Genomic DNA, 23584 nt, shown 5'->3' on the forward strand with positions numbered 1-23584 from the left:
TAATTCAACATTCAACATTTAACATTCAACATTAAAATTAAGGTAGCTAAATAAGTGACTAACACCTATCAGAGATTAGGTTATCTATTATCTTCATCTTCATCCTGCATTCATAATTCTTAATTCTACATTCTTCATTCTTAATTTATTTGTATGGAGGTGTTTTATGTACAAAACAGTAGGGATTATTGGTGGCATGGGTCCGGAGGCAACCCTTTATTTATTCCAAAGAATCATAAAGCTTACAAAGGCTTCCTGTGATCAAGAGCATATTCCAATCATAATTGATAATAATACTAAGATAACTGATAGAACTGATTTCCTGTTAGGGAAGGGAATTTCTCCATCTGCTGAAATTGTAAAATCCGCAAATAGACTTAAGGCTATGGGGGCTGAGATTATTGCTATGGCTTGTAATACTGCCCATTGCTTTTGCAGTGAGATAGTAAACATGGATATCTCTTTTATTAATATGATACAAATTACAGCAGATTACATATTAAACAAATATGGAAGGGAAGTAAAGGTTGGATTATTGGCAACTAAAGGAGTATATATTTCGGGTATATATAATGAAGCATGTAAAGAATATTCAATAGAGATTGTTGAGCCAGAGGAAGGAAATATTCAAGTTCTTATGGATATTTATTTATGATATTAAAAGGGGTATTATAGAAGATAACAAAGAAAAAATGTTTAGTATTTTGAGGGAGTTTAAGGAAAAGGGGATTAGAATAGTAATATTAGGCTGTACTGAGCTGCCTCTACTATTCCAAAGAAGTTATAATGATGAGAAAGTTAAAAGTCTTGGGCAAAAATATATTGATACAACAGAGTTGCTGGCAAAGGCTATTATAAAAGAAGCGAAGAAATAAATACTAAAGTTGAATGTTAGATGTTGAATGTTGAATGTTGAATTGTTGTGTCTTCGATAAATCGAAGGATATATAGTAATACAAAAGATGAAAAGAGAGATCTTCATATATTTCTACAAATTTTACAAATTTTCAATTAGACATAAATTTTCAGTTATGCCTTGACACCTGCCTACCTGAGGGGTATAATCTAATTTAATAATGTAAAATAAAAATGGCAAAGAAGAGGACAGTAGTATAATAGCTGGATTGAAAGAGACATAATCAATAGCTGAAAGATTATGATGAAGGTATTATATGAAGATCACCTCAGAGCTGGAATTTCGAATAAAAAGTAGAAATTTTCGCAGGCATGCGTTACATGTTTTTGAGTGGCAGAAGAGTTGCTTCTTCTGCAATTAGGGTGGTACCGCGATATTTCGTCCCTGAGTCTTTGACTCAGGGATTTTTTAATTTATAAAAACATATGAAAGGACTGAGAAAAGTGGAAAAGTATAAAGAATTATCTTCATTGCCGGTTTCCAAAAGGGAAGGCTTGATGTCTGACCATTGGGATAAACATAAGGTTTTGGAAAAAAGCATTGACAACAGGAAAGACCAAAAATCCTTTGTATTTTTTGAAGGCCCACCAACAGCCAATGGTATGCCGGGTATACACCATGTTATTTCAAGAACCTTAAAGGACTCTGTATGTAGATATAAGGCTATGACAGGACATCAGGTTAAGAGGAAGGCCGGATGGGACACCCATGGTCTACCTGTTGAAATTGAGGTTGAGAAGAAGTTAAAGCTTTCCAGTAAGCAGGAAATTGATGATTATGGTATTGCCAACTTCAATGAAAAATGTAGAGAATCGGTTTTCTCCTATGAAAAACCCTGGAGGGAAATGACTAGGAGAATGGGTTATACGATAGATTTAGATAATCCATATATTACCTTAGACAATGATTATATTGAGTCTATTTGGTGGATTCTAAATAAATTCTTTAAGGAAGGCTATATCTATGAAGGACACAAAATATTACCCTACTGTCCAAGATGTGGAACAGGTTTAGCTTCCCATGAAGTTTCCCAAGGTTATAAAGAGATTAAATCCAATACCGTAATTGTTCCAATGAAAAGGAAGGATGCCGACGAGTATTTCCTAGTATGGACCACTACACCCTGGACCTTAGCCTCCAACGTAGCCTTAGCTGTTCATCCAGAGGTGGATTACTTAAAGGTTATGCATCAGGATAAGGTATATTATGTAGCAGAAAAGCTAGCCAATAAAGTTATTGGTGAAGACTATGAAGTTCTAGAAAAGCTTAAGGGCAGTGAATTGGAGCACATAGAGTATGAGCAGCTAATGCCCTTTGTAAAGCCTGATAAAAAAGCCTTTTTTGTAACTGTAGCAGATTATGTTACAACCGATGATGGTACAGGAATCGTTCATATTGCTCCAGCCTTTGGTGAAGATGATTATCAGGTTGGAAGACGTTATGATTTACCGGTTTTACAGCCAGTAGATGAAAGTGGAAAATACACCACTACTCCTTGGGAAGGTCGCTTCGTAATGGATTGCGATGTAGACATCATTAAGTGGCTACATGGAGAAGGAAAGCTATTTAAAAAAGAAAAGATGGAGCATAACTATCCCCATTGCTGGAGATGCTCAACGCCATTATTATATTACGGAAAGCCCAGTTGGTATATAGAAGTAACCAAAATGAAGGACCAACTCATTCAGAACAACAACTCCGTAAACTGGTTCCCAGACTATGTTGGAGAAAAACGTTTTGGCAACTGGCTAGAGAATGTAAATGATTGGGCCCTATCTAGAAATAGATATTGGGGAACACCCCTAAACGTTTGGAGATGTGATTGTGGTCATTTAACCTCAGTAGGCTCTAGAAGGGAGCTTGTTGAGAGGGCTGTAGAAAACATTGATGAAACCGTTGAGCTTCATAGACCCTATGTAGATGATGTTCACCTAAAATGTGAGAAGTGTGAAGGAAGCATGACAAGGGTTACAGAGGTTATTGACTGTTGGTTTGATAGTGGAGCAATGCCCTTTGCGCAACATCATTATCCCTTTGAGAATAAAGAGAATTTTGATGAACTATTCCCGGCAGATTTTATCTGTGAAGGAATCGATCAAACCAGGGGATGGTTCTACTCCTTGCTGGTTATTTCAACCTTTATAAAGGGGGTAGCACCTTATAAAAATGTTCTGGTTAATGACCTAATCCTAGATAAAGATGGAAGAAAAATGTCTAAATCTAAGGGAAACACAGTGGACCCCTTTAAACTCTTCGACGATTATGGAGCAGACGTTTTAAGATGGTATCTACTTTATGTTTCTCCAGCTTGGACACCAACTCGTTTTGATATTGAAGGTCTTAAAGAGGTGCAAAGCAAGTTCTTCTCAACAATACAAAATGTTTATACCTTCTTTGCAATGTATGCCAATACCGACAATATTAATGCTAAGGATTTCTTTGTAGAGCACCATAAACGTCCTGAGTTGGATAGATGGATTATATCGAAATTTAATAGTCTTCTTCAAGGTGTTGAAGGGGATATGAAGGTATTCGACCTTACAAAGGCGGTTAGAAAGATCCAAGAATTTGTTAATGAAGACCTTTCAAACTGGTATATCAGAAGGGCAAGAAGACGATTCTGGGCAACTGAGCTTACTGAAGATAAAAAGGCAGTTTATAATACTACCTATGAAATTTTAGTCGGAGTTAGTAAGCTTGTAGCACCCTTCGCTCCCTTCTTATCAGATGAACTTTATCAGAACTTAACAGGGGAGTTGACAGTGCATCTTGCCGATTACCCTGAAATAAACACCAGCTTAATAGATAAGGGTGTTGAAGAAAGAATGGACCTTGTAAGGGATCTTGTAGGCTTAGGTAGAGCAGCGAGAAACCAGGCTAAAATTAAGGTTCGTCAACCGATACAAAAAATCCTGGTGGATGGAAAATATGAAGACTTAATAGCGGATTTAGTACCATTAATCCAAGAGGAGTTAAATGTTAAGGAAATTGTTTTTGAAAAGGATTTAAAGGAATATATGGATGTTAGCCTAAAGCCCAACTTCCGTGTAGCTGGATCAATCCTAGGTTCTAAAATTAAGCTTCTTGGAAAGGCCCTTGGAGAGCTAGACCCATCTGAAACAGCAGCAAAGCTAGAAGCTGGAGAAACCGTAAAGATTAACCTTGAAGGGGAAGAGGTTGAAGTTATTAAGGATTATGTATTAATAGCCATCTCTGCTAAGGAGGGCTTTACCGTTGAAACGGAGAATAATCTCTTTGTAATCCTAGATACAACCCTAACCAAGGAATTAATCGATGAAGGCTATGCTAGAGAATTTATCTCAAAGGTACAGCAACTCAGAAAGAACAATGATTATGAGGTAACCGACAACATTAAGATCTTCTATGATAGCGATGATGAAATAGCTGATGCTGTTAAGCTTCATGAGGAATACATTAAGCAAGAAACCTTGGCTCTTGAGATTATAAGAGTATCTGATGCTTCGCTGGAAAAACAAAACCTAAATGATCATGATACTGGAATTAAGGTAGAAAGAATATAAGCTAACTAAAAGGGCACCCATTTGGGTGCCTTATTTCATCTGAAATCCTTGGTTGGTTAAATATTCCCTCATATGGGGGCGAAGCTCCCCCTCCATTTTCTCTGCCATTTGGTGGGACCAGGTTATCTGAAGCTTACCCCCAGTCCTTTTTATATAATAGCTTTTTACAACTTCATCGTAGGTCCTTAAGATATCACTATTAACTAAAGGCTTATATTCATCCATCATATAGATCATTTTCTTTGGCAGCCTTGGTTTCACCTCTGGCTGCTGAGCTGGGTACCCTAAGCACATCCCAAAGATGGGGAAGGCATGGGGAGGTATTTTTAATAAGTCACTAATTTCTTGTGGGTTATTTCTTATTCCCCCTATATATACTCCACCTAATCCCCTTGACTCTGCAGCAATTAATAGATTTTGTGCTGCTAGGCTTACATCTACAGCAGCTAGAAGAAAGGTTTCGGTATAACCCATTTTCATACTTTTGGAATGAAGCTTTAAAGCCTCGTGGATATGATTTAAGTCACCACAGAAAACAAAAAAAAGTGGGGCCTCCTCTATGTAGGGTTGATTACCAGAAAGTCTAGCGATTTCCCTTCTTTTGTTAGAATCATTAACCCGTATGATACTATAGGCCTGCATAAAGCTTGATGTGGGAGCAGCTTGGGCAGCTTCTATTAAGTCTAAAACTAAGCCTTCTGCTATAGGTCTATCTTGAAATTTTCTTATAGATTTGTGATTTTTTATAAGGGATAGTACATCCGTCATTTAATCTCCTCCTATATTTAGTTATTATAATGAATTTTACCCATTATTGTGGGTATTAATTAACTATATTAGTAGAAGGGAGGAAATTATTATGAATTTAGCTGAAAAAAAGTGTATTCCTTGTAGTATAGGTACTCCTCCTATGGATGCATCTGAGGTAATGGAATATATGAAGGAGCTATCTAAGGATTGGATGGTAGTGGATATTCATCATATCGAAAGAACGTTTAAATTTAAGAATTTTAAAGAGGCCCTTGAATTTACTAATAAGGTTGGAGCCTTGGCAGAGGAAGAGGGCCACCATCCTGACATTCATCTTTCATGGGGAAGAGTAAAGCTGATCATCTATACCCATAAAATAGATGGTTTGAGTGAGGCTGACTTTGTCTTAGCTGCAAAGGTGGAAAAATTGTTATAGTAGAAAAAGTAAAAGAACTAGCAACCGTGAGGCTAGTTCTTTGTCATGTCAACTTTAAGTTAATTAAGCTTTAATACTTTTTTCTTCAACAATTTCTCCAGACTTTATACTGGGTGACTTTGTCTTTATCCTAAAGATGCATAATAGAGCTAATGCAAAGGATGCTGACCCAATAAAGAACATCACCTTATAGCCTAAGAGATCAACAAAAAATCCAAAAATCAAGGGGCCTGTTATGGCTGCCAATGAGGAAAAGAAATAATAAAGACCTGTATAGGTGCCAATCTTTTCACTGGTGGTGGCCTCTACAACCATAGGGTAGGAGTTAATATTAATACAAGCCCAACAGAAGCCACCTGTTCCAAACAATATCATCATAATAACATTATAGGGGATATTGGCTATAGTCGTAGTGGCTCTAACCAAGCCTAATAGGGCAAATACTGTCATTAAGCCTATAATACCTACTTTTATTGTTCTAACCTTACCAAACTTTGTTGCTACAAAGCCACTGGGTATGGCAAATACTAAAAAAGCCCCAGCAAAGGTACTTAAAATTAAAGACCCCATTTTTTCTCCTATATCCAGAAAATAAACACTATAGTTACTAAAGGTGGCTTCAATCCCCTGATAGCCAACAAACCAGAAGAATATGGCCAATAATACATACATAACAGTTTTGTCCTCTGACTTCACAATCTCCTTTATGGTTCCTGTAATATTAAGTTTATCCTCCTCTGCAGGCACCCCTACCTCCGGCTCCTTAATAGTGAAGAACAACACAGCCAATGCCATAAACATCAAAATGGCAGTTCCAACAAAGGGAGCGTGAGGATTCCAGCTATATAAATAAGCTCCAATTGACAATACAAGTACAGAGGCTAAGCCCCCCATGAAGTTGATGATTCCATTAGCCTTACTCCTTAAGGGAGCGGGAGTAATGTCTGGCATTAAGGCCACTGTAGGAGCTCGATAAATGGACATAGAGAGATTAAAGAAAAAGAGTATAATAATTAAGGATAAGAAGCTGGTATACCTAGGTAATATAATAAATAGTATTGCAGAAATGGGTATACCAATTAACAAAAAAGGCATCCGTCGACCTACTGATGTACGGGTTCTATCACTTAAGCTGGCAAAATAGGGAATTAGTGATATAGCCAAAATGTTGTCAAAGGTCATAATAGAGTTAATCAAAAATTGACTGTTAATATAGTTCTTTAAAAAAAGCGGGATATAAAAGTTATAGAGGGGCCATACCAAACTAATACAAAAGAAGCCAAGGCCCAGGACAAAGGTCCTTCGATAGTTTAACTTCATGAATATTCTCCCTTTCACGTATATTTTGTTGTTATCTTTCCTTTAATATAGCCAAGCCCCTGTCAGGGTAGTTGGTGATCACCCCAGAAATTCCACAATCAATGGCATATTTCAGATATTGAGGTTCATTGACAGTAAAGGTATTAACAAAGAGCCCCTTCTCAGCTGAAAGCTTAACCAGCTCCGGTGTAACATTATAAAAATAGGGATGAATTCCATCGGCTCCTATATCCATTGCGTACTTCCATGGCGATACAATCCCTGCCATATAAAGGGGAGCTGTTTTCACCCGATTATAAATCCTCTTAACCTCTAATAAAGAATAATGGTTGAAGGAGGATATAATGGTGTTTTCCATTAGTCCATAATCCTCAATCACCTTAATTACTTCCCTTTCGATATTTGGATAGAAAATTGGGCCACTTTTTAGCTCAATATTTAACAATAGATCCCTATTTCTTAATAGGTCTAGAACCTCTTGTAGGGTTGGGACTCTTTGGTTTTTAAATTTTGAACCAAACCAGCTGCCGGCGTCTAAGGCCTTTATTTCCTTGAGGGTTAAATCCCTAATAAATCCGCTACCATTGGTGGTTCTATCCACCCTTTCATCATGGCATACAATCAGTTGACCGTCGGAACTCATATGAAGATCCAGTTCTATCCCATGGGCTTTAAGGTCAAGGGCTATTTCAAAGGCCTTCATTGTATTTTCTGGAGCGTAGCCACTGGCTCCCCTGTGGGCTATGATCTTTGTGGCTTTCAATATATCTCCTCCCTTCTATTATATAAATTATTAAAATCTCTAGAAAATCCTTCTTTTGACAGATAAATTTTATGTTAATTTTCAATCATAAATTGCAATAGCAAATAAGCATTCAATAATATGCCTTTATTTTATTATTAATGATAATGAAACCAATATCAAACAATGTCTTATCTGTATTTCCAACTATTTATTGACAATTCGAAACACGCATAACTATTGAATAAGTATTTCAGTTCTAGTATATAAGACAATGAGATGAGGCTGCTATGCCACTTTTAAGCATCAGACTAAACTGACTATTTGAAGTTATTAGATGCACTATTTCACCATGCTAGTAAATATTTATAAAGGCTAAACCATAACACTAGTCCCATAAAAAAAATCCCTCTACCATTTCATGCCTAAAAGCTGTACCCATTCAGTTGGTAGATTAAAATAAAAAATATTGCAGAAAAATATTTAAAGCATGTATATTTGGGGAATGTTAATATATAGAAATTCTTGGAGGTGTTAATATGGGTAAGCTAATAGGAGTTGCAATTAGTCCCCATCCCCCCATAATTATGGAGGACATCGGTGGAGGTAGGGAAAAAGAAGCCGAAAAAACCATAAAGGGCTTAAGGGAGATTGCTGCCTTTATTGAAGCAGGTGTGAGAAATCGAGATAGCCTTTTAGATAAGCATATAAATGAAAGAAGGGATATTTACGACCTTAAAAAGAGAACAGAAAATATCTATGTGGCATTGGCAAGGGCGGCAGTAGAGGAATGGGTTCAAAAGGGTAAATATTTAGATTGGGAAGCCTTTATGGATATCATTTTACCGAGGGAGGCCCTTGAGGATTTGGAAAAGAAACGAGCTGGGACCTTTGTCTCTATCCACAACAATGGTCATCTTCGGGGATGTATTGGAACCACTATGGCAACCATGGAGAATCTTGCGGAGGAAATCATCCATAATGCCGTGAAGGCAGCTTCTGAAGACCCAAGATTTTACCCCGTAAGAAGTAATGAATTAGAGGATTTAGAAATAAAGGTGGATGGCTTGGGTGAAATTGAGGCTATATCAGCAATCCAAGATTTAGATGTGAAGAAATATGGTGTAGTGGTGGAAAGTAAAGGCAGAAGAGGATTGCTGTTGCCGGATCTAGAAGGGGTGGATACTCCCCAGCAGCAGGTGGATATAGCCAAGGAGAAGGCTGGGATAAGTAAAGGAGAAGAGGTCAACCTCTATCGTTTTGAGGTTATCAGGTATGAGTAGTGGGACAAAAGGGTTACTGATTTAGAGAAAAATATATAGGTAAAACCAAATAAAAGACTTCATAATTAGAAGAGATAGTTGAAATATAAAACCTCCTAAAGCAACATTCATTCATGTAATAATGCCTTAGGAGGGTATTTTTGAAAGGGTGTTTATCTACACAGGTTGTCCAAATCATTACTTAGGTCTTTAATAATTTTTGTTTCATCGGCAAGATCAATAATTCTGCTATTTTCATTTTCTATTGATGCTAGAATCTCTTGGGTAGCAGCTGCGTGTTCTTCTGATATTGCAGCAATAGATTCCAGTTTTTCCTGTACAGTGCTAAAGGTGCTTGAAATTTCTTCTATCATAGAATCTTCCTTTTTAATCTTCATACCCATTGTACTAAAGGAATCCTTAATGGTTTCGAAACCTTGATGTACTTCCTTAACTACACCAGTACCAATTTCAACAGCACTATTACCCTCCAGGGCCCTCTCAAGGGCAATTTTGGCTTTCTCTTGGGTTCTTATAATAATATCATGAATTTCCTTAGCAGTTTTATTGCTTTCCTCTGCCAGCTTTCTAACCTCATCGGCTACAACTGCAAAGCCCTTGCCAGATTCTCCTGCCCTTGCTGCTTCAATGGCAGCATTTAAAGCTAAAAGGTTGGTTTGCTCAGCTATGTCGGTAATTCCAGATAGGAAAGAACTTATGTGACTCATACTATCCTGCAATTCAGTTACTGTTGAAAGGGAGGAGCTTACTGAGGTCCTTATTGTATTCATCTGGTGATTCATTTTGTTAATTTCCTTGGAATTTGCTGAAACAATATCGATAATGGTATCAGATATAGACTTAACCTCATTGGAAAGCTGCTTTACTTCAGCTATAGACATAGAGGCGTTGGTCATGGAGTTGGATATGGTATATACCTCAGAGGCCTCCTCTTCAACCCCCTTGGAGATTTCATTTATAGATAGGGTAATACTACTACTAGCCTCTTTAATATCCTCAATACCTTTACTGGATTTTGAGATGCTTTCATTCAGTATTACTATCCCCCCCTGGAGCTTTTTCATTGTACTATTGAGCTTGTCTAACAAGTCCCTCCCTTGCTTCTCCTTTTCTATGGCAGTTGCAATATATTCATTACCCCATTTGGTGAGGAAATAAAGGACAAGAAAAATACAGTTTAGTATAATCATTCTGGAAAGGAATTCCCTAGAGATCTCTTCGATATTTCCCATTAGATATTGGGGAAACTTATAGTAGTAGGCTAAGATAAAAATGTTAAATATAATGGCATAATACAAGATCATTTGCTTTCTAAAATATAGTGCCACTTGACAAATACAAATACAAAAAACCAGAAAGACCCTTGTAGAAATTGTGCCTTCACTCAAATACAATAATGACAGACCACCCCCCAAAGGAGCTAAGCATACGATAGTTCCTCCAATAGAAACCTTAATGAAATTCTTTCTCATTAGCAGATATACGATAAATGCAACGATGGTAGCCGAGGCAGTTGCACTCCCCACTTTCAGAGTATGGGTATAAGAGCCATCTCCATTAAAATAGGCTTGGGCTGTTAGTAATAAAGAAAAGATAGCAATTAAAATAGTATTAAACCTACTAACCTTCAGAACGTCATAGTTTGCTAAACTAACCTTTGACATAAGTACACCCCCATTTTAAATATATTGAATATTTAATCAATATATAGTTCGACATAATTTGACAAAGTCCTTTACTGAATCTAAACAATATAATTAAGGTGATAAAAAGGCTAGAAGGCAAGATGGCTTTCTGGCCTTTTTAACTAACTAAAATATTCTACTCCAGATTGAAATAATTTTTGATCCTTTTCCTGAGGAATATTTTTATAAAGATATTTACCTATGCGCTCAGAGTGCCCCATTTTTCCCAGTATTCTACCATCGGGGCTTGTAATCCCTTCAACAGCATAATAGGAGCCGTTGGGGTTATATCCTATATCGTAGGTAGCTTTGCCTGATGGGTCAACATATTGAGTTGCTATTTGACCATTATCAATCAACTTCTGCATCTCTATTTCATTTGCTACAAACCGACCCTCGCCATGGGATACAGGTATTCCGTGGATATCCCCTACCTTCACATTGCTAAGCCATGGGGACAAATTAGAGGCTATTCTGGTATCGGTTATGCAGGATATATGCCTACCAATCTCGTTGAAGGTAAGGGTAGGGGAACCTTCATTTATTTCCCTTATTTCACCATAGGGTAGGAGACCGAGCTTTATAAGGGCTTGAAAACCATTACAAATTCCTAATATCAGGCCATTCCTTTTATTCAATAGCTCCATAACTGAAGCCGCTATTCTTGGGTTTCTAAAGACTGTGGCAATGAACTTTCCCGAACCATCGGGCTCATCACCACCACTGAAGCCCCCTGGTAGCATAATGATTTGGGATGAATCTATCCTATTGGATAGTTCTTTTATTGAAGCTTCAATATCTCCTGAGGTAACATTTCTAAAGATAAAGGTTTCAGCCTTTCCCCCAGCCTCTTGAAAGACCTTCTTTACATCATACTCACAATTGGTACCCGGAAAAACTGGAATAAGAACCCTAGGCTTAGCCAATCTGACAGAGGGTTTCCTTGTGGTGGTTGCATGATAGCATAAGGTTTCTATTGACCTACTAATGGATGCATGAATCTTTGTGGGGAATATATCCTCTAATGGCTCTTCCCATACCCTTTGAGCCTCCATAAGGTCTATGGCCATTTCCCCTGCCTCAATTGTAGGAGCCTTTTTAGAAGTACCTACAGTTATATAGGAGATATCTATAAAGGCTGATGGGATATCTACATCCTTAGGAACCTCCACCAACAGACTGCCATAGTCAGGAGAAAAAAGTAGATTTTTTTCTTTCTGTAAATTGATAATTTCTGATGAAAGGGATACACCAATGCCGTTGCCAAAGGCCATCTTGCTAAGGGAGGCTGCCAGTCCACCCTGGCCAATTGTGTAGGCTGAGATGATTTTTTCTTCACCAATAAGCTTAGTGATCTGATGGTAGACCCTTTTTAATTCTTTAAATTTGGGGATTTCCTTAAAATCCCTCTCAATTGGAATAAGGAGGATGGTATTTCCACAACCCTTAAGTTCGGGGGTAATGATATTTCTAATATCTACAGGAGTTGCTGTGAAGGCCACTAGGGTTGGAGGAACATTTAGGTCTTTAAAAGTGCCGGACATGCTGTCTTTACCTCCAATGGCTGGAATACCCAGCTCCATTTGGGCATAATGGGCTCCTAATAGAGCACTAAAGGGCTTACCCCACTTTTCTGGATTGCTACCTAGTTTCTCAAAATACTCCTGTAGACTTAAACGAGTATTTTCGTGGTTACCACCCATGGCCACCACCTTTGCTACAGCTTCAATTATGGCATAGAGTCCACCATGGAAGGGGCTCCACTTCCCAATTTTAGGATTATAACCGTAGGTCATAAGGGTTCCAGTGGTGGTGTCACCAGATTCCACTGGTAGTTTAGCCGCCATTCCCTCTGTAGGGGTTCCTTGATATTTTCCACCGAAGGGCATCAGGAGGGTGCCACTGCCTACAGTACTATCAAACCTTTCAATTAGGCCCTTTTTTGATGCAATATTTATATTCTTTAAATTATCCAACCAATGTTGCCGAAGTCCAGTGGAGGTTTTTTGCGTCCTTTGTGAGAAATAGTTCTCTGAAATTGAAGGCTCCTTTACATAGACCTCGGTGTGCTGCTCTACACCATTAGTATTTAAGAAATCCCTAGATATATCTACAATCAGCTTATCTCTCCAGGTCATTCTCAGTCGGTTCAAGGAGGTTACCTTGGCCACTATTACAGCCTCAAGATTTTCTTCTGCTGAAAGGTTTATAAACTCTTGGGCATCTTTATTTGAAACCACCACTGCCATCCTCTCCTGAGACTCTGAAATGGCAAGCTCAGTTCCATCTAAACCCTCGTATTTTTTAGGAATGGCATCTAGGTTAATATCTAGGCCATCGGTTAATTCACCTATGGCAACGGAAACTCCACCAGCACCAAAGTCATTACATTTTTTGATTAGCCTGCTGGCATTAGGGTTTCTGAACAATCTTTGTATTTTCCTTTCTGTGGGAGGGTTTCCCTTTTGTACTTCTGCTCCGCAAGTTAAAATAGAATCCTCTGTATGTTCCACAGAGGAACCAGTTGCTCCTCCGCATCCATCTCTTCCGGTTCTGCCACCAAGGAGGATCACAACATCTCCTTCGACTGGCTTCCTTCTAACGACATTAGCCTTTGGAGCAGCACCTATAACAGCTCCAATTTCCATTCTTTTAGCAACAAAGCCTTCATCATAAATCTCTGAAACATGTCCGGTAGCTAAGCCAATTTGATTTCCATAGGAGCTGTAACCAGCTGCGGCACCTGTGGTTATTTTCCTTTGGGGAAGCTTTCCAGCTAAGGTTTCTGAAATCCCTTTTCGAGGATCTCCACTTCCGGTTACCCGCATGGCTTGATATACATACACTCTACCAGAAAGGGGATCTCTAATAGCTCCACCTAAGCAAGTGGCGGCTCCGCCAAAGGGTTCGATTTCAGTAGGATGATTATGGGTTTCATTTTTAAACATCACTAGCCAATCTTCCTTTGTGCCATTAATCTCAGCTTCAACCACAATACTACAGGCATTGATTTCGTCTGAAAGGTCTAGGTCTTTAAGCTTACCTTCCTTTTTAAGCCTTTTCATACCCATAACAGCGATATCCATTAGGGTTATAGGCCGTTTTTCATCACCATAAACATATTCTCTGTCCCTTAAGTAGCTTTTGTATGCCTGATCTATTGCTTCACCAAAATGTTTTTTTTCTATGGTAACCTTGTCAATACTGGTTAAAAAGGTGGTGTGTCTGCAATGATCCGACCAATAGGTGTCAATCACCTTCATTTCTGTAAGGGTTGGATTTCTTTTCTCTTCGTCTCTAAAATAAGACTGGCAGAATTCAAGATCTTCTATAGACATAACAAAGTCCATTTTTTCCTTATAAGTAGTTAACTGGTGAGGCTTTAACTCTATAAAGCCTTCAAGGGTAGATACATCATCAGGCTGCTTTATATGAACCTTTATGCTTTGGGGCTTCTCCAGTGGGGCTTCTCTAGAATCTACAGGATTGATACAATAGCCCTTTATTCTATTTATTTCGTCATAGCTAATGTCCCCATATAGTACTATAACCTGGCTGGTTTGAAGGGTAGGAGCTTCCCCTTGGGTCAGAATCTGTATGCATTGGGCTGCTGAATCAGCCCGTTGATCATATTGACCAGGCAGATATTCCATAGCAAAGGCCTGGGTGCCTTCTTCAATTTCTAGGTTTTCGTCATAAACAAAGTCGATGGTTGCCTCGGAAAATATTGTAGATCTAGCCTGCTGGTATACTTCCTGGGATATCCCAGCTATATCGTAACAATTTATGAGTCGTAGTTTCGCTAGATTCTTTATTTTAAGATGTTTTTTTAAATCGAAAAATAGGTGTTGAGCTTCTACATCATAGCCAGGCTTCTTCTCTACATAAATTCTTCTTACTGTATTCTCCATATTTATCAACTCCATTAATATTTTCTCCGTTGCCTTTACAAGGTCAGTTTAACACATTATAATTAATTAATGAAATTAATGTTAATTATAAATAACATAAGGAGTGATTATAAATGGATATACGCTTTGAGCTATATAAAACCTTTTACTATGTAGCTAAGGAATTGAGTTTTTCAAAGGCAGCCGAAGCTTTATTTATATCCCAGTCTGCCGTTAGTCAAGCTATAAAAGCCCTAGAAGAGGCCCTTGATTGCAAACTCTTTAATCGTCATACAAAGAGGGTTAAGTTAACCAAGGAGGGAAAGGTGCTATTTAACCATGTGGAGCAGGCCTTAAATTTTCTTAAAAGAGGTGAAGACAGCATATCCTCCATGAAGGATTTAACCCAAGGAGAGCTTTGGATTGGTGCCAGCGACACCATATGTAAGTACTACCTTATACCCCATTTAGAAAAATTTCATAAACTTTATCCTGGTATAAAAATTAAAATTACCAGTAGAACCTCGCCGGTTTGCATGGACCTTTTAATAAAGGGCAATATAGATTTAGCGGTGGTAAATATCCCGGAAGGCTTTGTAGATAAGAACCTGAAAATCCATGGGGTAAAAAATATCCAGGATAAGTTTATTGTTGGTAAAAAGTATCGAGCCCTAGCTCAACGGGAGTTAACTTTGAGGGAGTTATCGCAATATCCAATACTGATGCTTGAAAAAAACTCTACCACCAGGAAGTTTTTTAACGACTATTTACTGAATAATGATGTAAAGCTGGAGCCTGAAATTGAGTTAAGCAGCATTGAGCTAATGGTGGAGCTAACGAAAATTGGTTTGGGAGTATCCTTTGCGGTGGAAGAGGTAGTAAGGGAGGACCTTATTAATGAAGAATTATATGAAATAAAGGTTAAAGAGGCTATTCCCAGTAGGTCTATGGCGATCCTTACCAATGTAACCATACCTGATTCCCATGCTGCTACTAAGTTTATTGAGGTAATAGAGGCTAATTAATAATAAGACTAAACCCCAATCTAAAAATCCTTGCAAAGTTAATAAGGAAGGTAATAGTAGTCAGAATATTGACAAAATAACTTCGATATAATAAAATTATTACTTAATCAATGTGAAATGAGGTGTTGGAATATGAAGTTCAATATAAAGGATGTTGCTAAAAAGGCAGGGGTTTCAATATCTACAGTATCCAGAGTGGTTAATGAAAGCAAGGTGGTAAAGTCAGAAACCCAACAAAGGGTTATGGATGCCATCAGAGAGCTGGGGTATAAGCCCAATGCCATTGCTAGGAGTTTAAAAATAAAGAACACTAAAACTATTGGCATTATGATTCCTGACATCTCAAATCAGTTTTTCCCAGAGGTGGTAAGGGGAGTAGAAGATATAGCCAATATGTATAAATATAATATCTTCCTATGCAATACCGATAGAGACAGAGATAAAGAGCTACAATATTTTGATGCTCTAGAAGAAAAGCAAGTGGATGGTATTGTTTTAATGGGTAATGAGGTAGCAGAGGATTTGTATACTAAAATTAAATTAACCAATATCCCCGTCGTACTTATAGGAGCAGATTATATAGATGTACCTTCGGTTTCTATCGATCATGTGAAGGCCGGTAAGGCAATGGTTAAGTACTTAATAAAAAAGGGGCACAAGCATATTGGCTTACTCACTGGTAAGGTCACTGATCCAGCCTACGGAGTTGCCAGACTTGAAGGCTATAAAATGGCATTAGAGGAAGATGGAATTGAATTTAAAGAGGAATTGGTTATTGAAGGGGACCTCCGCTATAAGAGTGGTTATGAGGGGGCTAAAATGCTTTTAGATTTAAAAGAACCTCCAACGGCAATTTTTGCTGCAACAGATGAGATGGCAATTGGTGTTTTAAGAGCAGCTCAGGAAATGGGAATCAAGATACCAGAAGAGTTAGCAATTGTAGGCTTTGACAATCTTGATATATCAGAAAAGCTATTTCCATCCCTAACAACGGTAGCACAACCTATGTATGAGCTGGGAGCCATAGGGATGAGGGTCCTTACGAAGATATTAAATGATGATGCCTTAGAATCAGATAAAATTATATTGAATTACAGTATTATAGAACGGGAAACCAGCTAAATAGAATCCCCTTTCCTAAAATAATGGAAAGGGGTTTTTTATAATAATTTTTTGCATATTTAATCCGGATGATGGGTAATTGATAGAATATGATACTTAAATACTGATAGATTATCTCATAAAAAAATCTACCAAAACTTTAAAATTTGCTTTGATTAATGGAACATTTTAATCAGGACTACGTCTATATAGATAAATGAGTGAAAAAATGAAAGGATTGATAAAGGTGAAAAAGTTTTCAGTACTAATGATTTTATCCATATTAATTATATCAATTTTAGGTGGTACGGTATACGCAGATACTGACCACTGGGCTAAACCCTATGCAAATAAGATTATAGAGCTTTATCCTGACGCAGCAGATTTTATCAATAGCATACAATTTGATAAAGCTGTAACTGAAGAAGACTTTAGGGTGATGGTGGAGCTTATGGCACCTAATGAGGAAGAGTTTCAATTAGATAACGTAACTAGGGAAGCAGTTGTAGATGCATTAGTAAAATATTGGAGTAAGACAACCGGGGCGATTTTAGGTGATGTTGTAGTTCCGATGGTAATTGTTTTCGAGGACGAAATGGAAATTGATTTTGATTATAGAAGCAATATTATGATTGCATACTTTAAGGGTTTGGTTAAAGGTAAGGGCAATGGAAAATTTGACCCTAAGGAGAACCTAACCTACGGGGAAGCTATTACATTAATCAGTAGATATATTGATTTAATTAACGAAGAGGAAATAACTGAGAAAGAAGCATCTAAGGATTTTGAAACAAGGGCTACAGCAAATGTGGAGGAAGATGAAGTAATCTTTAATTTTAACCTTAAGAATCACTCTGAAGAATCTAGGGAAATTCATTTCTCTTCTGGTCAACAATTTGAAATTGTTGTAACCAATGAGGAGGGTGAGGAAGTATATCGTTATTCTGATGATAATTCTTTACAATGGCTTTACAATATAAAGAGATAGAGGCAGGAGCTGAAATGGCCTGGTCTGACACTTGGGACAAAACCGATAAAGAAGGAAATATTGTTAAGGAAGGTAAATATCAAGCAGAAATTTCCATCATTATTATGAACACAGGTGAGGTGGATACAGAGGATTTCAACACCATTATAGAGTTTGAATTGTAGGTATTACTTAAATTAATAGAGTTCACTGAAGAGCCCCTAGGGGGCTTTTTTGATTTTACTATTATAAAATTATCAGAATATTTAAGCTAGGGGGAATAATACATCTTTATTTCCAGCTATTGTATTTATACTTGTACTAGGAGTATAATTTTATAGGTAATAAATTTGAGGAGGAAGAACAAATGCATGTATTGTTTATTGTTTTAAACAAAACTGAGTATTTGGATGACATTTTAACGGAGTTTGTAAACATTGGAGTCAAGGGAGCTACGATTTTAGATAGTCAAGGAATGGCCAGCGCCCTTGTAAATAATAATGATAAGGTCCCGATATTCGGATCTCTGCGGAGCTTTTTAGATAGCTCTAGGCCCTTCAATAAAACCATATTTACCCTTGTTGAGACGGATGAACTACTGGATGAGGCAATGAATTCGGTTAACAGGCTGGTTGGTGGCTTTAATCATAAAGGGCTAGGAATCATGTTTTCAATACCTGTAGGGAAGATTTGTGGAGTACCAAAGCAATAACAATAATTAGGAGGCGCATCATAATTGGACATTCTTATTAAGATTAGTGTAGTACTTTTGGTAGGTATTTTAGGAGGCAGGTTAGCAAAGCTATTAAAATTACCAAATGTAACGGGTTATTTAATTGGGGGACTATTAATTGGACCATCCTTTTTAAAGGTAATTAATGATGGAGACATATCGAATTTTTCAATTGTTAGTGAGGTTGCATTGGCTGCAATAGCCTTTAGTATAGGTAGTGAATTTTACTATAAAGACCTTGTGAAGGTTGGAAAAAAGATCTTTATTGTCACATTCTTTCAGGCATTTTTAACGATTATTGCGGTTTTTTCTACATCCTATTTCTTATTAAACCAAAGTTTTCAACTAAGTATACTATTGGGTGCAATAGCTGCTGCTACGGCACCAGCGGCTACAACAATGGTTATAAAGCAATATAATGCCAATGGACCATTAACAAAAACCATTTTGCCAGTGGTGGCTATAGATGATGCCATATGTGTCATGAGCTTTGGCATAGCTATGGCAGTGGTTAAAATCACCACCGGTAGTACTAATGCTTCGCTACTACAAATGCTCATTCACCCTGTAGCTGAGATATTTGGATCTTTGATAGTTGGAGTAATCATTGGAGCAATCCTGGTTTTTCTAGCCAACAAGGCAAAAAAACAGGACGAGCTTCAAACCATCGTAATAGCATTGGTTATAGCAGGGGCAGGATTAGCAAATACCCTACATCTATCACCGATATTGCTATGTATGTCAATTGGCGCAACCATAACCAATCTGATGCAAAACCCTAGAAGAGCATTTGAGGGACTTAATTACTTTACCCCGCCAGTATACCTCTTTTTCTTTACTCTAGCTGGAGCAGGGCTTCACTTAACGGTTCTATCAAAGCTAGGTTATATTGGATTGGGATATGTGCTGGCCAGAGCAGCTGGAAAAATCATTGGCTCAGCCATTGGAGCTAAGGTTGTTGATTATCCAGATGTGATCGTGAAGTATCTTGGTCTAGGATTATTACCTCAGGCTGGGGTGGCTATAGGATTGGCCATTGTGGTAAAACAACAATTACCTGATATAGGAGGAACCCTTAGTACCATTGTTCTTGGTGGTGTCTTTGTATATGAGTTAATTGGCCCTGTTGCCGCCAAAATAGCAATAGAAAGGGCAGGAGAAATACCCAGTAGTAAGAAAACTGTCATCCCTAAACCTGCAAAAAGTGTATAAACTAATAAGAAAATTTCAAGGACCTAAGGGTCCTTTTGTTATTTTTGTTTGACAATGTTTCATTACTATTGTAATAAAACATCAGTTGCATATATAATAATGTTGTAGATTAGTATAAGGGAGGTATGACAAATGCATGCACTGTTTATTGTTTTAAATAGAACTGAGTACTTGGACGATATATTAACAGAGTTTGTCACGATAGGAATTAAAGGTGCTACGATACTTGATAGTCAAGGCATGGCCAGTGCCTTGGTAAATAGAAGTGAAAAGTCGCCCATTTTTGATTCTTTAAGGAGCTTCCTTTACAGCTCTAGACCCTTTAACAAAACGATTTTTACCATTATTGAAGATGAGGAATTATTAGAGCAAGCAATGGATGCTGTAGATAAATTGGTTGGTGATTTTAATAAAAAAGGAGTTGGAATCATGTTTTCTATTCCAATAGGGAAGGTGCGGGGTTTAAAAGAAAATCCTAATAATATCATTTAGAAGTTTATAATAACCATTTAGAATCCTTTTATACGAAGGATTCTTTTGGTTTTTTTGAAGAATCATTCATTTAATCAAGCATGAGTTGCAATCAAAATGAATAATGTATAATAACTATTAATTACTGATAATTGCATAAAACACAGTGGAAACATTCTGATGATATAAATTTTTTGTAGAGGATAAAGGATAAACTTGTAATCTAATTGATTTTAATTGCAGATAGATCTGTTAATTTTCAGACAATTGAATAAATTTGAACTAAGTTATGCATTTTGGTTTTACCAAAATGGAATTCGATGATATAATAATACATAGTTTAAAAACTGGGAGGTAAATACTCATGGAATTGTTAGTGATTGTTTTAAACAAAACGGAATATCTAACGGATATTCTGGATGGTTTTGTTGAGGTAGGGATAAAGGGTGCTACTGTTATCGATAGCGCGGGAATGGGCCATTTAATAGCTGATCATGTTCCTTTCTTTGCAAAATTTGCAGATATAGAGGCAACTGAAAAAAATCACAGCAAAACCATTTTTACGGTGGTTAATTGCTGTGATGAAAGGGATAATGCAATAGAAATAATTGAAAAAACCGTTGGAGATATCAATGAACCAGATACTGTTTTCTTATTTAGTCTTCCTGTAAATATTGTGAAAGGACTTTCTGTTAAGAGGTGTGGTAAATGTTAGGGAATTATCCATTGTTGGTAGGAGCTTTACTCCTATTGGGACTGTTAGGCGGTAAACTGGCAAAAAAAGTAAAGTTACCTTCGGTGACGGGCTACATTTTACTGGGCTTATTCATAGGCCCTTCATTTTTGAATATCGTTACTAAAGAAATGATTAAGTCAATGGCCTTTATTAATCATTTGGCCCTTGGTATATTAGCATTATCTATCGGATCCCAGCTTCATCGATATGTTTTTTTCAAATTTGGTAAAGACTTGTTTTTATTAGCAATTGGCGATGGGTTATTTACCTTTACCCTTGTATCAGGATTAACTTATCTTGTGGGGATGCCATTTGAATATGCAATATTATTAGGGGTTATGGCCCTAACGGTTTCACCCTCCGGGGTAATCACCATTATAAAGGAGTATGGAGCAAAGGGGAATTTTTCAAAGAACGTAATGGCCCTAGTTGCTATAGAAAACCTCAATTGTATCATCTTATTTGGTATAGTAGCTGCAGTATTACAGGGGCTGAAGAGTACTGATTCCTCTGGCTTTATGCTATTTCTTGCCCTGTTAAAAGAGTTGGGCTTAGCTCTTTTAGTTGGGAGCATTGCAGGGATGGCCAATAGTTATCTTATAAAGAAAAAACCCAATAACTCTAAATTCTTAGTATTTCTATTAGGGGTAATATTAATTAACACAGGTATTGCAGTTGAATTTGGTTTATCCTCTATATTAATCAATATGACCACTGGTGCCACTATAGCAAATTTAATCAATAGAAAGTTTGTATTATCTTCTACATTAGAAAGAGTTGAATTACCGGTATTTGTAATATTTTTAACCCTTGCAGGGGCGAAGCTGGACATTGCTTTGTTCGGCAGTGTAGGGATAATAGGAATTGCTTATATAGCTGGTAGACTGATAGGAAAAATTGGTGGAAGTCTAATAGCTGGAAGAATTACAACCCTGAGTGATAGCTATCGAAGAAATGTAGGCTTTGCATTAACTCCCCAAGCTGGGGTGGTAATAGGCTTAAGTATCATAGCTGAAGAAAAAATGCCTCAATCCAATGGATTAATAACGGGTATCGTATTGACTGGTGTAATATTCTTTGAAATTGTCGGGCCCTTGTTATTAAAGAGAGCCCTTAAAAATACTGGTGAAATCGCATAAATTTGAAAATTAACGCATGAAATGCTTTTGTTCTAACAGAAATGGAGATTTTAAAAACTATAAACATCAATATGTTGACAACAATAATATTATTAGATAGTATTAATATGATAAGTATATCAATACTTTAAGACATCCAATTAAACTGGATGTTTTTAATTATATTTATAATTTAAATGAGGTTTAAAAAAAATTGTTTTGTACAAAGATGAAAAGGTAAAGTATAAAATAAACCACATTCTACTTAGTAAGTATTTTTAATTAATAATATATTCATTAATTAAAACCAGATAAATGGTAAAATTAAATAGAGGAGGAGCAAGAATGCAATCAGAAATACTTAAGCAAGAGGACAATAAAATAACACTAAAGCTAGTTGTAGAACCTGCTAAATTTGAAGAAGCTATAAATAAGGCCTACAATAAGATGAGGGTAAAATTCAATATACCAGGCTTTAGAAAGGGAAAAGCCCCAAGAAAAATTATTGAAGCCCAATATGGTAGAGAAATCTTTTATGAGGAAGCAATAAACTTTTGTTTTCCAGAGGCTTATGAAGCAGCCCTTGAAGCCCACGACATTAACCCAGTAGACAGACCAGAAATTGATATTGAGAACATTAACAAAGGGGAAGATGTGGTATTTACAGCAATTGTTGAGGTTATGCCAGAGTTCTCTGTAGACAACTACAAAGGTATAGAAGTAGAAAAAATAGAGTATAATGTACAGGAAGAGGATTTAGAGAAAGAGTTAACAGCAATGCAGGAAAAGAATGCCAGAATGATTGCTGTTGAAGATGCTCCTGTAAAAGATAAGGATTTTGTAATTATTGATTACAAAGGAATGATTGATGGAGTAGCCTTTGAAGGGGGAACTGCAGAAAATCAAACCTTAGTCATCGGCTCAGGTCAATTTATACCTGGCTTCGAAGATCAGCTTATAGGAGCCAAAGTTGGTGATGAGGTGGAGGTTAAGGTTACCTTCCCAGAAGAATACCACGCTAAGGAACTGGCAGGAAAAGAAGCAGTGTTTTTAGTAAAAATTCATGAAATCAAAGAGAAGGAATTACCTGCCCTTGATGATGAATTTGCTAAGGATGTATCGGAATTTGATACTCTAGAAGAATTAAAGGCTGATTTAAAAAACAATTTAGAAAAAAAGGCTAAGGATGGAGCAGAGAGGGATCACAGGAATAATATAGTTGAGAAGGTTGTAAACTCAGTAGAGATTAATATTCCTGATGCTGTAGTTGAGAGACAGATAGATTCTATGCTTAGAGACTTTCAGGTGCAATTAAGCTATCAAGGTTTAAATCTAGATTATTATTATCAGATGACTTCAACTAAGGAAGAAGATCTAAAGAATCAAATGAGGGAAGATGCAATAGCTAGAGTTAAGACTCAACTAGTTATTGAGAAAATAGGTCAACAGGAAGGCATTACAGCTTCTGATGAAGAAGTAGAAGAAGAAATCTCAAAGCTGGCTACCCAGTATAAGCAAGAGGTTGATAAATTTAAAAAGGACCTTAGGGATGAAGATCTAGACTATTTCAAAGATAATATTGTTTATAGAAAAACCATAGATTTATTGGTTGAAAATTCCAAAATATCTTAGGTAAGGATTAGGAGGGAGATAGAGT

18 protein-coding genes, 1 pseudogene and 1 other annotated feature are annotated in these 23584 nt (G+C 37.0%); of the genes and pseudogenes, 14 read left to right on the forward strand and 5 right to left on the reverse strand.

Going from position 1 to position 23584, the window contains the following annotated elements; translation table 11 throughout:
• The first annotated feature begins 166 nt into the window (after positions 1 to 166).
• The 3 genes from F8153_RS16555 to ileS all read left to right on the forward strand — a co-directional run bounded on the left by F8153_RS16555 (position 167) and on the right by ileS (position 4458).
• Entirely contained in the window at positions 167 to 655 is a 489-nt protein-coding gene (locus tag F8153_RS16555; RefSeq protein WP_151865863.1) for an aspartate/glutamate racemase family protein, read from the forward strand.
• Entirely contained in the window at positions 606 to 875 is a 270-nt protein-coding gene (locus tag F8153_RS16560) for an aspartate/glutamate racemase family protein (protein ID WP_192929725.1), read from the forward strand. Before F8153_RS16555 ends, F8153_RS16560 begins: the two co-directional genes overlap by 50 nt.
• A gap of 211 nt (positions 876 to 1086) precedes the next feature.
• Positions 1087 to 1305: a binding site (T-box leader), on the forward strand.
• A 36-nt stretch (positions 1306 to 1341) separates the two neighbouring features.
• Positions 1342 to 4458 (forward strand): isoleucine--tRNA ligase, encoded by a 3117-nt coding sequence (ileS, locus tag F8153_RS08165; protein WP_207707705.1) that lies wholly within the window; start codon positions 1342 to 1344, stop codon positions 4456 to 4458.
• 30 nt (positions 4459 to 4488) lie between these two features.
• On the opposite strand, the gene nfsA is transcribed toward ileS, so the two are convergent.
• Positions 4489 to 5226: an oxygen-insensitive NADPH nitroreductase gene (gene nfsA / locus F8153_RS08170; RefSeq protein ID WP_151865866.1), complete on the reverse strand. Its 738-nt coding sequence runs from the start codon at positions 5224 to 5226 to the stop codon at positions 4489 to 4491.
• A gap of 91 nt (positions 5227 to 5317) precedes the next feature.
• Here nfsA and F8153_RS08175 point away from each other — a divergent pair, with 91 nt between their 5' ends.
• The gene (locus F8153_RS08175; protein WP_243136936.1) at positions 5318 to 5644 is read left to right on the forward strand and encodes a 4a-hydroxytetrahydrobiopterin dehydratase; all 327 of its coding nucleotides are present in this window, start codon (positions 5318 to 5320) and stop codon (positions 5642 to 5644) included.
• A gap of 63 nt (positions 5645 to 5707) precedes the next feature.
• Here the strand turns inward: F8153_RS08175 and F8153_RS08180 are convergent, their stop codons facing one another.
• Both F8153_RS08180 and F8153_RS08185 read right to left on the reverse strand, forming a co-directional pair.
• Entirely contained in the window at positions 5708 to 6964 is a 1257-nt protein-coding gene (locus F8153_RS08180) for an MFS transporter (protein WP_151865867.1), read from the reverse strand.
• Between the two features lie 31 nt (positions 6965 to 6995).
• Positions 6996 to 7727: a glycerophosphodiester phosphodiesterase gene (locus F8153_RS08185; RefSeq protein ID WP_151865868.1), complete on the reverse strand. Its 732-nt coding sequence runs from the start codon at positions 7725 to 7727 to the stop codon at positions 6996 to 6998.
• Positions 7728 to 8245: 518 nt separating this feature from the next.
• On the opposite strand from F8153_RS08185, the gene amrA reads away from it, so the two are divergent.
• On the forward strand, positions 8246 to 8989 hold the full coding sequence (gene amrA / locus F8153_RS08190; protein WP_207707706.1) for an AmmeMemoRadiSam system protein A: 744 nt from the start codon (positions 8246 to 8248) through the stop codon (positions 8987 to 8989).
• A gap of 152 nt (positions 8990 to 9141) precedes the next feature.
• Here the strand turns inward: amrA and F8153_RS08195 are convergent, their stop codons facing one another.
• Together F8153_RS08195 and F8153_RS08200 are read right to left on the reverse strand one after the other, a co-directional pair.
• A complete protein-coding gene (locus tag F8153_RS08195) occupies positions 9142 to 10653 on the reverse strand; it encodes a methyl-accepting chemotaxis protein (RefSeq protein ID WP_151865869.1) in 1512 nt (503 codons plus the stop codon).
• Between the two features lie 143 nt (positions 10654 to 10796).
• Positions 10797 to 14600: a phosphoribosylformylglycinamidine synthase gene (locus F8153_RS08200; RefSeq protein ID WP_330577767.1), complete on the reverse strand. Its 3804-nt coding sequence runs from the start codon at positions 14598 to 14600 to the stop codon at positions 10797 to 10799.
• 98 nt (positions 14601 to 14698) lie between these two features.
• Here F8153_RS08200 and F8153_RS08205 point away from each other — a divergent pair, with 98 nt between their 5' ends.
• The 9 genes and pseudogenes from F8153_RS08205 (at position 14699) to tig (ending at position 23559) form a co-directional block, all read left to right on the forward strand.
• Positions 14699 to 15589, forward strand: a complete 891-nt coding sequence (locus F8153_RS08205) for a LysR family transcriptional regulator (RefSeq protein WP_151865870.1) — start codon at positions 14699 to 14701, stop codon at positions 15587 to 15589.
• A gap of 132 nt (positions 15590 to 15721) precedes the next feature.
• Positions 15722 to 16711: a LacI family DNA-binding transcriptional regulator gene (locus F8153_RS08210; protein WP_151865871.1), complete on the forward strand. Its 990-nt coding sequence runs from the start codon at positions 15722 to 15724 to the stop codon at positions 16709 to 16711.
• A gap of 607 nt (positions 16712 to 17318) precedes the next feature.
• Positions 17319 to 17842, forward strand: a pseudogene (locus tag F8153_RS16660) (BsuPI-related putative proteinase inhibitor).
• 182 nt (positions 17843 to 18024) lie between these two features.
• Positions 18025 to 18369 carry a hypothetical protein gene (locus F8153_RS08220; protein ID WP_151865873.1) on the forward strand — a complete coding sequence of 115 codons (345 nt, stop codon included), beginning with the start codon at positions 18025 to 18027 and terminating at the stop codon, positions 18367 to 18369.
• Between the two features lie 24 nt (positions 18370 to 18393).
• The gene (locus F8153_RS08225) at positions 18394 to 19602 is read left to right on the forward strand and encodes a cation:proton antiporter (RefSeq protein ID WP_151865874.1); all 1209 of its coding nucleotides are present in this window, start codon (positions 18394 to 18396) and stop codon (positions 19600 to 19602) included.
• A 132-nt stretch (positions 19603 to 19734) separates the two neighbouring features.
• Entirely contained in the window at positions 19735 to 20094 is a 360-nt protein-coding gene (locus tag F8153_RS08230) for a hypothetical protein (RefSeq protein ID WP_151865875.1), read from the forward strand.
• 343 nt (positions 20095 to 20437) lie between these two features.
• Complete coding sequence (locus F8153_RS08235; protein WP_151865876.1) at positions 20438 to 20788, forward strand: hypothetical protein; 351 nt, start codon at positions 20438 to 20440, stop codon at positions 20786 to 20788.
• Positions 20782 to 21948: a cation:proton antiporter gene (locus F8153_RS08240; protein ID WP_151865877.1), complete on the forward strand. Its 1167-nt coding sequence runs from the start codon at positions 20782 to 20784 to the stop codon at positions 21946 to 21948. Before F8153_RS08235 ends, F8153_RS08240 begins: the two co-directional genes overlap by 7 nt.
• A 324-nt stretch (positions 21949 to 22272) precedes the next feature.
• The gene (gene tig, locus F8153_RS08245) at positions 22273 to 23559 is read left to right on the forward strand and encodes a trigger factor (protein ID WP_151865878.1); all 1287 of its coding nucleotides are present in this window, start codon (positions 22273 to 22275) and stop codon (positions 23557 to 23559) included.
• The last annotated feature ends 25 nt before the right edge of the window (positions 23560 to 23584 follow it).

Source organism: Alkaliphilus serpentinus, assembly GCF_009017255.1.
Classification (GTDB): Bacteria; Bacillota; Clostridia; order Peptostreptococcales; family Natronincolaceae; genus Alkaliphilus_D; species Alkaliphilus_D serpentinus.